The 12,558-nt window shown below is 72.2% G+C and carries 9 protein-coding genes and 1 tRNA gene; 3 read left to right on the top strand and 7 right to left on the bottom strand.

The genetic code is table 11. From position 1 onward, the window contains the following. The first annotated feature begins 89 nt into the window (after window positions 1-89). The gene (locus VM889_03470) at window positions 90-926 is read left to right on the top strand and encodes a hypothetical protein (GenBank protein HVL47594.1); all 837 of its coding nucleotides are present in this window, start codon (window positions 90-92) and stop codon (window positions 924-926) included. 406 nt (window positions 927-1,332) lie between these two features. Here the strand turns inward: VM889_03470 and VM889_03465 are convergent. Then, window positions 1,333-1,415 (bottom strand) — tRNA-Ser (locus VM889_03465). Window positions 1,416-2,028: 613 nt separating this feature from the next. Between VM889_03465 and VM889_03460 the strand changes: the two genes are divergently transcribed. Next, window positions 2,029-4,257, top strand: a complete 2,229-nt coding sequence (locus tag VM889_03460; protein ID HVL47593.1) for an ATP-dependent DNA helicase RecQ — start codon at window positions 2,029-2,031, stop codon at window positions 4,255-4,257. Here the strand turns inward: VM889_03460 and VM889_03455 are convergent, their stop codons facing one another. The 4 genes from VM889_03455 to VM889_03440 form a co-directional block, all read right to left on the bottom strand. Further along, window positions 4,258-5,937, bottom strand: a complete 1,680-nt coding sequence (locus VM889_03455; protein ID HVL47592.1) for a hypothetical protein — start codon at window positions 5,935-5,937, stop codon at window positions 4,258-4,260. It abuts the gene before it with no gap. 3 nt (window positions 5,938-5,940) lie between these two features. Further along, window positions 5,941-7,665 carry a hypothetical protein gene (locus VM889_03450; GenBank protein HVL47591.1) on the bottom strand — a complete coding sequence of 575 codons (1,725 nt, stop codon included), beginning with the start codon at window positions 7,663-7,665 and terminating at the stop codon, window positions 5,941-5,943. Between the two features lie 97 nt (window positions 7,666-7,762). After that, window positions 7,763-8,800 (bottom strand): dipeptide epimerase, encoded by a 1,038-nt coding sequence (locus tag VM889_03445; GenBank protein ID HVL47590.1) that lies wholly within the window; start codon window positions 8,798-8,800, stop codon window positions 7,763-7,765. Beyond that, window positions 8,797-9,921: a DUF1611 domain-containing protein gene (locus VM889_03440; protein ID HVL47589.1), complete on the bottom strand. Its 1,125-nt coding sequence runs from the start codon at window positions 9,919-9,921 to the stop codon at window positions 8,797-8,799. Before VM889_03440 ends, VM889_03445 begins: the two co-directional genes overlap by 4 nt. 131 nt (window positions 9,922-10,052) lie before the next feature. Here VM889_03440 and VM889_03435 point away from each other — a divergent pair, with 131 nt between their 5' ends. Beyond that, the gene (locus tag VM889_03435) at window positions 10,053-11,147 is read left to right on the top strand and encodes a S8 family serine peptidase (GenBank protein ID HVL47588.1); all 1,095 of its coding nucleotides are present in this window, start codon (window positions 10,053-10,055) and stop codon (window positions 11,145-11,147) included. On the opposite strand, the gene VM889_03430 is transcribed toward VM889_03435, so the two are convergent. Together VM889_03430 and VM889_03425 are read right to left on the bottom strand one after the other, a co-directional pair. Next, entirely contained in the window at window positions 11,148-11,654 is a 507-nt protein-coding gene (locus VM889_03430; GenBank protein ID HVL47587.1) for a DUF488 domain-containing protein, read from the bottom strand. Between the two features lie 26 nt (window positions 11,655-11,680). After that, the gene (locus VM889_03425) at window positions 11,681-12,475 is read right to left on the bottom strand and encodes a winged helix-turn-helix transcriptional regulator (GenBank protein HVL47586.1); all 795 of its coding nucleotides are present in this window, start codon (window positions 12,473-12,475) and stop codon (window positions 11,681-11,683) included. Window positions 12,476-12,558 lie beyond the last annotated feature (83 nt).

The following is a 12,558-nucleotide window of genomic DNA, read 5'->3' as shown; positions in this document are numbered from 1 at the left end:
GAACCCCGCTTATCGCGCCTGCGGGGCGGATCACGCTTACCGTCAGGTCGTCCATAGCCCCTATGCGTGAAACCCGCAACCTTGAAACCATGACCGCGACGGGCAGAAGGAAGGCGCGCGGGCGGGCGACGGCCATCGTCGTCGTGATGGTCGCGGGGGCCCTCGCGACGGCGGCGCCTGCGGTTGCCCAGCTCGGCGACCTGGGTATCCTCGCCTTCGGCGACTCCGAGGTTTCCCGCTTCCTCGACGACATCCAGGGCGACATCCGCGACGAGCGCGAACGCATCCTCGACATCGACCGGGATGTCGCCGACCTCGAGGATTTCGAGCGCGACCTGCGCGACGACCTGCGCCGGACCGCGAGCGAGCCCACGCGCGACCGCATCCGCGACCGCATCGCGGACGTCAACGACGCGATCCGCATCCTCGAGGATCGCCGCGATGCCCGCGAGAACCGGCTCGACGCGCTCGAGGACCGCCGCGACGACGTGCTCGACGCCTTCGGCCTCGACCTCGGCCGCAGCGCCGACGTCGACCTCCGCGACTTCGGGAGCCTCGACCGGGTGACCGACGTCGCGAGCGAGGCGACGCGCGACATCCGCGACATCGACCAGGACATCGCGGACCTCGAACGCCGCGAGGACGAGCTTCGCCGCGACCTCCGCCTCGTGGAGAACGAGCGCACGCGCGACCGGATCCGCGACCGCATCGACGACATCGACCGCGCGATCGACATCCTCGAGGACCGCCGCGACCGGGTCGAGGACCGCCGCGACGCGGCCCTCGACGTCGTGGACGACCTCTTCGGCGGCGGCGTCAGTCGGACGCTTCGCGACTTCGACCGCATCGATCTTGGAGGCGCCGGCCTCTTCGGCGACCGCATCGACCTCGAAGACCGCCTGCTCCTTGAACTGGCGTTCGGGTGATCGAAGCGGCGGGCGACGACCGTCAAGCACGATGCGCGCGCAAGCCCCGTTCATGCATGCGAACGTCGTGAGACTCCGCTACAAGAGCGAGGCGGACGTCGAGAAGGGGGTCAACGAACTCAAGGGCCTGGCCGAGGAGCTTCCGGGGATGCCCGGCTTCCAGAGCTTCACGCTCGTCCGCACGGGGGAGAAGGAGACCCTGCATGGGGTCCGGTTCACGAGCGAGGAGGACGCTCGGCACGCCCGCGAAGCGCTCCTCCTACCTCGCGAGCGATCCCGAGCCGCGGACGGGGCATATCCTGCACGAGCTGTGAGGCGGTCGGGCAGAAGGCGCCCCGGCGGAGCGACTCGCGCGCGGGGTCGAAACCGCGGTTCATATCGCCCGTCCCGCTTCGCTGAGGCGAAGCGTGGGAGGGGGGATTTGAACCCCCGAGCTCATAGAGCACAGGATTAGCAATCCTGCGCCTTACCAGTCTAGGCTACCCCCACAAAAGGGTCCGAGTGCGTCGGAAAGTGCTTCGCGTATAAAGGGGTTTGTGGCTGCCCCGAGGCTGATTTCCCCCTGTGTACGCATGTCCAAGGCGCCCCTATGGTGCCGGCGACAACGGTTAATACCATCACCGGCAGAGCGGTCGTCGAGCAGGGAAGAGAGCTTATCCTGACTCAAGCCTCCCCCCTCCCCCCTTCTCATCCCTGCTCACTCTCCTGGGTCCCTTCGGGGGCCTTCCCCTGGCAGGCGCAGCGGAGCGGATCTCGCTCGGCGACGCCGCGCCGGCTGGCGCGCCGCGCGAGGGCGTGAAGCGCCTCGCGCGCGGCGCGCACATCACGCACATCACGCACATCGCGCGCGGCGCGCGCGGCGCGCGCCGTGCGGGCGGCGCGCGCCAGCCAACCGCCGGTCCCGGACCCGGTCCCGACGCCCGGACCCGGACCCGAATCCCGACGCCCGACACCCGGACCCGGACCCGGACCCGGTCCCGAATCCCGACGCCCGACACCCGGCCCCGGTCCCGAATCCCGACGCCCGGCGCCCGCCCTGCGCGACCTCCCCCCGCGACCTCGGCATCGCCTTGAAGAAGCGTGGCCGCCTTGCGCGTGCGTCATGTCGCGCCCCGTCACGCCGGACGAGATCGCGGAAGCGGCCGCGCTGGTGAAGCGCCACCTGGGCCACGCGTCGCTGCGGCCGGGCCAGGACGAGGCGCTCGTGCGGGTGCTTCGGGGCGAGGACGTGTTCGCGATCCTCGCGACGGGGTCGGGCAAGTCGCTCCTCTTCCAGCTTCCGGCCGTGCTCTCGCCGGGCGTGACGCTCGTCGTGAGCCCGCTCATCGCGCTCATGAAGGACCAGCTCGACTCGCTTCCCGCGCCGATGCGCGCGGCGGCGGTCGCGGTCACGGGGGAGATGGCGCCGTTCGAGGCGCGGCGCGCGGTGGACGACATCGCGGCAGGGCGGTATCGCCTCGTCTACGCGGCGCCGGAGCGTCTGCGGCAGGCGGGGTTCGTGGCGGCGCTCAAGCGCGCGGGCGTGAAGCGCTTCGCGGTGGACGAGGCGCATTGCGTTTCTCTTTGGGGGCATGACTTCCGCCCGGATTACCTGGCGCTTGCGGACGCTCGGCGGCGTCTCGGGTCGCCCCCCGTGCTCGCGGTGACGGCGACGGCGCCGCCGCGGGTCGCGGAGGACATCCTCGCGCGCCTCGGCGCGATGACGGTGGTGCGCGCGAGCGTGGACCGACCGAACATCCGCTGGGAGGCGGTGCTTGCGCGCGACGCGGACGAGAAGCTCGCGCACGTCGCGACGTTCTGCCGCGACGCCGAGGGGCAGGGCGTCGTGTACGTGTCGAGCCGCGACAAGGCGGACCTCATCGCGGGCGCCCTCGCGTCGCTCGGCATCGCTTCGGCGTCGTACCACGCGGGAATCCTCGACCGCGCGGCCGTGCAGGACCGTTTCATGGCGGGCGAGGTCCGGGTGCTCGTCGCGACGATCGCGTTCGGGATGGGCGTCGACAAGCCGGACATCCGATTCATCGCGCACCACGACCCCTCGTCGAGCCTCGAGGCGTACTATCAGGAGGCGGGCCGCGCGGGCCGCGACGGGCTTCCGGCGCGCGCGCTCCTCGTCGCGGCGCCCGCGGACGGCGCGCAACTCGTTTCGCACGCGCGGCGGGATCTGCCTTCGCTCGACCTTGTCGCGGCGGTCGAGCGGCTCGTCGCGGAGGGCGCGCGCGGCGACTTCGCGGTCGTCGATCCCGCGAAGCTCGACGCGCTCGACCGCGAGGAGGTCCGACCGCGGGTGGCGCTGAGCATCCTTGTCGAGGCGGGCCGGCTCGCGCGGCTTCCGGACGTGCCGCGGACGATCGCGATCGATCGCGCGCAGGATCCCGCGCTCGTCGCGCTCCGGGGCCAGGCGACGGACGTGTTCGCGCTCGCGCCGATCCTCGGGGTCGGGCCCGAGGACGTGGAGGCGCGGCTCGCGGAGATGTCGGATCGCGGCGCGGTCGGGTACGAGACGTGGGATCGCGACCTGCTCTTCCGGCGGGTCGACGCGAAGGGCTCGGTTTCGGAGGTGCTTTCGCGCTACAAGGCGCTCTCGGAGGCCCGCGCGCGCGAGGTCGTCGCCTATGCCGAATCGAAGGGCTGCCGCCGCGCGGCCCTCCGCCGCCATTTCGGCGACCCGGACGTGCCGGCGACGTGCGGCGCGTGCGACCGGTGCCTCGGGCTCGCGCACGTCGCGGACGCGCGGATCGCGCCCGACGACGCCGCGGTGCGGCGCGCGATCCTGGACGCGCTCGGGAGCCTGCGCGGTCTCGGCGAGGCGAATCTCGTGAAGATGCTGCGCGGCGATACGTCGGGCGGCGATTGGCTCGCGTCGAAGCCGGGCTTCGGCGCGCTCGCGCTGCGCTCGGACGCGGCGATCAAGGGCGCGCTGAAGCAGCTGGCGGCCGAGGGCGCCATCCGGAAGGAGACGCTCGCGCACGGCGGCGAGACGTGGCGGCTTGCGCGCGACGGCGACCCGAAACCTGTCGCGAGGCCGCCGTCGCGAGGCGCGCCGGCCGCCGCGCACGAGACCCTCGCGGAGCCGCGCGAGCGCGCGCCGCGCGCGGAGGTGCCCGCGGAGGCGGCGCCGCTTCTCGAGGCCCTCAAAGCGTGGCGCGGCAGGCTCGCGCGCGAGGCCCGGGTGCCCGCGTACGTGATCGCGAGCGACGCGACGCTCGAGGCGATCGCGGTCGCGCGTCCGCGCACGGTGCCCGAGCTCCTCGCGGTGAAGGGGATCGGCCCGAAGAAGGCCGAGATGTTCGGCGAGGACATCCTCGCGGTCGTCGCGAGCGCGCCGTGATCAGGTCCCCGCGAGGCGACCGATCACGTCGCAGTCGCGCACGGTCTCGTCGCGGGTTTCGCCGCCGGACGCGTGCGCGATCGTGAGCCACTCGTGGCAGACCTCGAACGCGAAGCCGTTCGTCCCGACGGGGAGGAAGAGGTAGTCGAACGCGTAGTAGCGGCCCGTGTCGACGGGCGCCCCGAGGCCGCGCATCGCGATCGTGGCGTTCCCCGTCACGAACCAGAGCGATGGATCCCGCACGGTCGGCGCGCCCATGAGACGGGGGAGCGGTTCCGGCGGGATCGATTCGCCGTTCCCGAGGACGGCGGGCTGCGGCGTGCCGAGTCGATCGGTGACCATGACGCCGGGGCCCCAGTCCGGGATCGGACGGTAGGTGAGCTGCAGGAGCGTCTGTGGCCCGAGGGTGTGGTTCTGCGCGTTCACGCCCCAGACGGGCACGAACTCGGGGAAGCCGCCCACGTAATCATCGGGGATCGGCCGGTTGCCGTGATCGTACGGATCCGCGCTCGCGACGCCGACGAATCCGTCCCCGTTCAGGTCCTTCCAGAGACCCGTCCAGAGATGGAAGCCGAAGTATCCCGATCGCATCGCTGGGGCGCCTTCGTCGGTGCGTCCGAGGAGGGGCGACACGTGCTCGGGCGCGAGGAAGGAGTGCGGCTCCACGGCGAGCGGCACGAGGTCGGCCCACGCGCGGAACGCCTCCTGGTAGTCGGCGAGGCGCCCCTCCGCGGTCGAGGCGCTGCCCGCGCTCGTCTCCTGCGCGTAGCGGGGAAACACGGCCCCCTGCGCGACGCCCACGGGCTCGCTTGCGACCGGCGGCGGCGCCACGGGCGGGAACCGGCAGTTCTGCGGGCAGAAGCCGCGGTTCGGCGAGGCTGCGGGGGTGACGAGGGGGCCCGCGGTGACGGCATACAGGGAGGCGACGGGCCCGGGCGCGACGGCCGCGTGGACGTCGATGTCGACGAGCGTGGTCTCCTTGAGCGTGTAGGGCTTGCCGGTATCGCCGGGCGAGAGGATCGGATCGCCCACGGATTCGACCGTGATGGCCTGCACGAGGCTCCCGTCCAGGAAGACCGTGAGGTCGTACGGCGTGATGCCGCCGGACTGGAAGAGCGGCATGATGTACGTGCCGCGGTGGTAGCTGAAGTCGGGCGCGTCGCTTCCGCCGCTCGAGGTCGACGTCGCGGGCGCGCGGTGGCCGGGCTCGACGTATCCATAGAGCGACTTCGAGGCGAGCGCGAACTCGTTGCCCGCGGGCAGGCCGGGGAGCGTGGGGTTCACGCGGATGCGACCGTCGCCGTCCGCGTCCTTCCACGTTCCGTACCATGCGAAGAAGCGGCCCGCGCCCGGGAGGATGACGTCGGGCGCCTCGCCGCCGGAGGAGCGCCGGAGGTTGCCCTTCTGATCGATGGACGAATCGCGCGCGCCCGTGAACGCGCCGGCGTTCGGGAGCACGACGCCGCCCATGTGATCGTAGAAGCCGTCGAGGATGAGGTGACCGGCCGGGGTTGCGCCGCGATCCGCGTAGGCGACGTCGACGTTGTTGCGCTGGCCGGCGTGGTCGAGCGCGATCCGGTTCGGCTCCTCCGCCTCCCACCTCACGTCGCCGGCGGAGGCGGCGGCGAGCGGCGAGGCGAAGGCCAGGGCGAACGCGAAGGCGAAGGCGGTGGATCTCAAGGGTCAGGTCTCCAGCCGGTCGATGACGTCGCAGTCGCGGACGGGCTCGTCGATCTCGTCGCCGTTCAGGACGTGCCGGATCACGAGGGGTTCCGTGCAGACCTCGATCGCGAAGTTCTGCGTGCCGGTTGGAAGGAAGAGGAATCCGTTCGTCGCGTAGCGACCGGGGTCGACGGCGCCGGCGACCGCGGTGACGGTGACGACCGCGTCGCCCGTCACGTGACCCAGGCTCCTCGGGGGGTCGGAGAGAAATGCCCCCAGCGGGGGGCATCCCGAGGGAGGCGGGATCGTGAACACGCAGAGGAACGGGAGGACGTCCACGGCCGGCGTGCCGGTGTCCCACGTCACGAGGACGCCGGCTTCGCCCCAGCTCGGGACGGGGCGGAACGTCACGACCATCTCGCGCCCTCCGACCGGCGCGGACCCGCGGATCTCGCGTCCGGTCTCGTCGCGCGCGTAGACGCCCAGGTACTCGCCCGCCGAGTCCTCGTAGCGGTCCGCGATGGGGCGGTTTCCGTGGTCGTACGGGTCGCTTCCGACGCGCCCCACGAATCCGTCGTCGGTGACATCGCGCCACAGACCCGTGCGGACCTCGAAGCCAAGGTAGCCGGGAATCATCGCGGGAAGTCCGTTCGCGCCGCGCCCCGGCAGGGGCGTCGCGACGTCGGGCGTGTAGGGATCGTTCGGCGTCGCGTAGAGCGCAATGAGGTCCGCCCATCCGCGATGCGCTTCCCGGAACTCGTGGAGCCGGCCCGCGGCGGAGGACCGGGAATCCGGGTGCGTCTCCTGCAGGTAACGCTCGTAGACGAGCGCGTACGCGGGGCCCACGAGGGGCGATGCGACGGGTCCGGGGGACCATGGGAGGCCGCGGCAGTTCGTGGGGCAGAGGCCCTGGCTCGGCGAGGCGAACTCGTGCACGAGAGGCGCGGCCGTGGCCGCGTAGAGCGCCTCGACGGGGCCGGGCGCGAGCGACGCGTAGATGTCGATGTCCACGAGCGAATCGGGGCGCGGCGTGTAGGGGCGCGCGGGCCCCGAGGGGGCGAGGACGGGATCCGTGACGGTGTCGACGCGGAGCGTCTGCAGGAGCGACCCGTCGAGGAAGACGAGGACCTCGCCGAGGAACTGGGAGCCGCTCTTGTAGAGGCGCAGGAGCGCGGGGCCGGAATCGACGTACGTGAAGTCGGGGTCGGTGGCGGCGGGCCGCGTCTTCGCGGTGAGCGTCGGGCGCGGCCCCGGCTCGACGTAGGAGTAGAGCTTCGCGCCGGGCGTGAGCGTCCACTCGTTGAGGGCGGACGTCGTCGCGAACTCGTCGATGCGGCCATCCTCGTTCTTGTCGTCCCAATACCCGTACCACGCGAGGAAGCGGCTCGCGCCGGGAACGATGAGGGGCGCGGCGAGGCCGCCCGTGGCGCGGCGCGTGTCGCCATGGTTTTCAAAGGTCGAACCCCGGGGGGGTTCACCCCCGAGGACCGAGAGGGGGTATTCGACGCCCGGAACGGCGGCGTGTCCGCCGGTGTTGTCCCAGAAGTCGTCGAGGAGGCGCAGCCCGCCCGGGGTCGCGCCGCGGTCGCGGTACGCCTCGGGGACGCCATTCTTCTGACCCGCGAGGTCGAGGGTCGGCCTATTGGATTCCTCGGCTTCCCATTCCACGTGGCCGTGCGTGGCCGCGGCGGGGGCGAGGACGAACGAGACGATGACGAGCCACGCGACGCTGCGCTGGACGTGCACGGTGAGCCTCCCGCACGACACAGCGTCTCACGGAGCTTGAAGCCTCCCCCGACCCTGGGCGCGGTGACATGTCCCGGCCGGCTTGCGGCGGCGTCCGTCACGAGGGGCGCACGCCGAGGCCGGGCGCCGCGGGGACCGCGATGCGTCCGCGTTCGCCGCGGACGCCCTCGAACGGATCGCGCGCAAGGAGGAGGTTCCCGTCGAGGTCGGCCCAGTCGAGGAGCGGGATGAGCTGCGCGGCGCCCGCGATGCCGACGCCCGTCTCCACGTTGCAGCCGACCTGCGTCCCGAAGCCCGCCGCCCGCGCGGCGAGGATCGCGTCGAGCGCGGGCTTGAGGCCGCCCGCCTTCTGCAGCTTCACGTTCACGCCGCCCGCGAAGCGATGATCGACGAGGCGCGCCACGTCGGTTGCGTCCGCGACGGATTCGTCGACGACGACGGGCACCTCGCTCGTGCGCGAAAGCTCCGCAAGTCCCGTGAGATCGTTCCGCGCGAGCGGTTGCTCCATGAACTCGACGCCGTGGCGGAAGAGCACGGGCGCGAGCCTGCGCGCCTCCTCGCGCGACCAGCCCTCGTTCGCGTCGACGCGCAGGCGGGCCTGCGGAACCGCGCGACGCACGGCGGCGATGCGCGGCTCGTCGTTGCGCGCCTGCCCGAGCTTGACCTTGAGGACGTCGAAGCCGCGCGCGAAGTATTCCTTCGCTTCGCGCGCCATCGTCTCGGGGAGGTCCATCGAGACCGTGAGCGGCATCTCGATCGCCCCGTCCCCGATGCCGTGGAGGGCGCGCGCGGGTTTCCCGGCGCGCTTTCCCCAGAGGTCGTGGAGCGCGAGGTCGACGCCGCATCGCGCGCCCGCGTTGCCGCAGATGTTCGTCGCCATCTCCGCGAGGAACGGGCGCGGATCGTCGGGGTCGATGTCCTTGACCTCCCCGCGGGCCCATTCGAGGAATTTCGCGATGGATTCCTCGCTCTCGCCCGTCACGCGCGCGCTCGGCGTCGCCTCGCCGTAGCCCACGCGGCCCTCGTCGTCGCGCGCCTCCACGATGACGCTCCGCGCCGAGGTCATCGTCCCGGCGCTGATCTTGAACGCCCTCGCCGTGGGCGTGTCGATCGCGCGCCACGTCAGCGCGATCACGCGATCCCCATCCGGCGCCGCTTCGCGCCATGGACCGGCCGCCCGTCCTTCCAGACCCCGCGCGCCTCGGCGGCCCTGAGGATCGCGTCGAGGAGCTTCGGCGCGTCGCCGCGGAAGACGTCCCCCGCCGGAAGCCCCGTCGCGCGCTCGGCCCTGCGGACCTCGTCCGCGTACGCCGCGTCGTCGAGACCCCGCGTCACGAGCGCGAGGCACGCGGCGCGACCCGCGGTCGTCGCCGTGAGGAGCGCCTCGTTGAGCGCGATCTCCTTCGCGGCGTCGTTCTTCGGGAACGGGAAGGCGCTCGGGAACGTGTAGCAGGCGCGCCGCGGCTCGTCGCTCACGACCAGGATGTCGGGAAACGCGCCCATGAGGAGCGACGACGTGACGCCCGCGTACGCGGGATGCGTGATCGAGCCCTGCCCTTCGACGAAGATGATCGTCCGGCCCTGGGCGGCGACGTCGAGCACCAGCTTCTCCACGGTCCCCGCGACGAAGTCGGAGACGACGGCGTCGATCGCGACGCCCGCGTCGGCGCCGATCATGATACCCGTCTGACCGGTCGCGACGAAGCCCGCATCAAGGCCGCGGCGGCGCGCCTCCTGTGCGAGCGCGACCGCGGCCGTCATCTTCCCCGACGAGCAGTCGGTGCCCACGTGCAGCACGACGAGCGCGTCGACAAGTGCGCCTTCGCCCGTCGCGATGCGCTTTTCGGGCGGCGGGCGCCGGACGTCCACGAGCTTCGCCCCGTGCTTCGCGGCGAGGGCCGCGAGCGACGGGTCGTCGCCGAGGAAGAGGTGGAGCCCGTTCAGGATCGTGAGCCCCGCGCCGATCGCGGCCTCGAGATCGGGCCGCCAGAAGTCCGGAAGCCGTCCCCCGACGGGCGCGATCCCGATCGCGAGCGCGTCCGGCTTGAGGTCGAGCCCCTCGCGCACGGAGCCGACGACCGGGATGCCCTTCGCGACCGAGGCGAACTCGCCCGCGTCGCGGCCGGCCTTGGACCGGTCGACGATCGCGACGACCTCGTCCTTCGACCATCCGTCGCGCGAGGACTTCACGAGGACGTGCCCGGTCTTCGACGTGGCGGGGCCCCACGCGTCGTGCGCGAGGACGAGGAGTCGCATGACCCGGCGACGGGGGTCCGGGGGAAAAGGGTTTGCGACGGCTCCGTCGGGCGCGACGCGGCCGCCGTCCGCGACAGGCGCTTCGAGCCACATCCGACAATGTTTAAGGCTCACCTGTCCCTCGCACGCCCATGCCCCCCCGCCGCTCCGTCGCGGCCCTTCTCGTCGCCATCCTCGCCGCCTCCGCCTTGTCGGGCTGCATCGGTAGCCTCGTCCCCTCCACCGGCTTCGGCGCGAACTGGCCCGCCAAGATGGTGGGCGTCGACGCGCTGCACGACCGCGGCCTCACGGGCAAGGGCGTGAAGGTGGCCGTCATCGACACCGGCATCGACCTCAGCCACCCCGAGTTCGCGGGTGTCACGGTCCTCTGGGCCGACCTCGTGAACGGTCGCAGCGACAAACCGTACGACGACAACGGGCACGGCACGCACGTCGCGGGCATCATCGCCGCGCAGGGCGAATGGACCACCTCGTTCTCGGGCTTCTATCTCAAGGGCATCGCGCCCAAGGTCACGCTCATCGCGATCAAGGCCATCGCGGCCGACGGGACGGGCGACGAGAGCAAGGTCGCCGCGGGCATCGACGCCGCGGTGAAGCACGGCGCGGACGTCATCGTGCTGTCGCTCGGCGGCGAGTCCGGCTTCGTGTTCTCGACGGACACCGAGGAAGCGGTGGACCGCGCCGTCGCAAAGGGCGTCTACGTCGTCGCGGCCGCGGGCAACGCGAAGAAGGACCAGACGGGTTCGAGCTGCCGCGTCGCGAGCCCCGCGAGCGTGGACGGCGTCATCGCCGTCGGCGCGGTGGACAAGCGGGCCGTCATCGGCTCGTTCAGCTGCATGGGCTCGTGCAACAACAGCGATCTCGTGAGCCGCGCCCGCAGCCTCGGCGAATGCTCGCGCGGCTACCACGGCGATCCCAACCAGAAGCCGGAGATCGTCGCGCCCGGCGTCTCCATCCTGTCCGCGTGGAAGGAGGGCAAGTACGTCGAGGCGACGGGCACGAGCCAGTCCGCGCCCGTCGTCGGCGGCATCCTCGCGCTCGCGCTCGAGGCCAACAAGGACCTCGTGCGCAAGGACCGCGCGACCGTGATGCGGGTGAAGGACGCCCTCATGGGAACCGCGAAGAAGGTGGGTCCGCTCGAAGGCCAGACGCAAAGCGCTCACGACGCGTTCTACGGCTACGGCCTCATCGACGGCGTGAAGCTCGTCGACCGGCTGCGCCGCTGATCAGTAACGGACGCGCCCGTCCACGACGCGCGCGAACGACGCGAGCGCGTGCGGCTTCGCCGAGCGCGCGTCGAAGATGTCGATGACCTCGTGCCCGGCGGCGAGGAGCGCATCTGCGATGAGCGAGCGGTGGCACCGCCACGGCACGGCCTCCGCGCACATCACGGCCGCGAAGCCGCCATCCCCGAAGGCGAGGAGGTCCTCGAGGCCGCGTTCGAAGGCCTCCGTCTCCATGGGGTCGGCGAAGCCGCGGAAACCGGCATTGCGCCAAGCCTGGTTCGTCGAATCGGGGCGAGGCTTCCGCAGCCCCCCGAGCGCCGGGTCATGGCGGTATGCGAGGCCCCGCCGCTCAAGGGCGGGGGCGAGCGTTTCCCGCGACGACCATGGGACGGTGCGCGAGCGCGGTACCGTCCGGACGTCGGCGACGCGGTCGACGCCGTGGGCGTCGAGGGCGTCGACGAAGGCCTCGAACGGCCGGTTCGAGTGGCCGATGGTCGCGAGACGCACGCGACGGGGTGGGTCGTCCTCGCGGGTCAAGCTTCCGTCTTCTCGGCCATGAAGTGGCGCACCACGCGCCCGTCGCGCTCGCGACGCAGGAGGCCCGCGCCGGCGAGCCGGTTGATGTGCCAGTGGAGGGCCTGGGGCGAGAGGCCGACGAGGCGGGCCGCCTCCTTCTGGCTGAGGCCGGGATGGGCGGAGAGCGCCTTCGCGACCTTCGCGGTGACGTCGTTCCGGAGGACGGCGACCGCCGTGCGCTTCGCGGCGTCGCCCGCGCCGTTCTCGAAGTAGCGTCGGTAGCGGCCGTTGCGCAGGCTCACGACCATGCGCGTCTGCTCGAGGACTTCGAGGTGGTAGATGGTCGTGCCCCAGGAGACGCCCGCGCGCTTCGCGAGGTCCGTCGCGCTCACGCCCGGGTCGGCCTTCACGTGGGCGAAGATGCGCTCCCGCACCGCGTTGTCGAAGACCTCGGAGGGCTGGACGTGCGCGTAGAAGCGCGCGACCGCGACGTGCTTGAGGACGGGCCAGGCCCAGGCGAGGGCGGCAAGCGCGGCGGCAACGACGGCGCCGAACGCGACGGCCTCGGCGGAGGGCGGAGCGAAAGCCTCGGCGGGGACCGCGAGCGAGGCCGCGGCCGCGGACCGGGATTCGGGCGCGACCGTGTCGGAGCGGCCGAGGACGGCGAGAAGGTCCGGGAGACCCACCCGGACGTCGTCGTCCACGGGGGGCAGCCCGGTGGACGTCGGCGCGACGCCCTCCGCGACCACGGCCTGGGCGGCCCCGAGGAGCGCAAGGAATGCAACGGGCGCGGCCCAGCTTCGCCTCGACATGGCCTTGTCAACCGGTGTCAGCGTTAAAAGAGTTCTCGATGCGATGCTTGAGGGTCGGCGCGGATCCGGAACCTTCGGCCGGG

The sequence above is a fragment of the Candidatus Thermoplasmatota archaeon genome, assembly GCA_035540375.1.
Taxonomy (GTDB): Archaea; Thermoplasmatota; SW-10-69-26; order JACQPN01; family JAJPHT01; genus DATLGO01.
The sequence above is the reverse complement of the archived record's forward strand: the minus strand, read 5'-3'. Positions and strand labels throughout refer to the sequence as shown.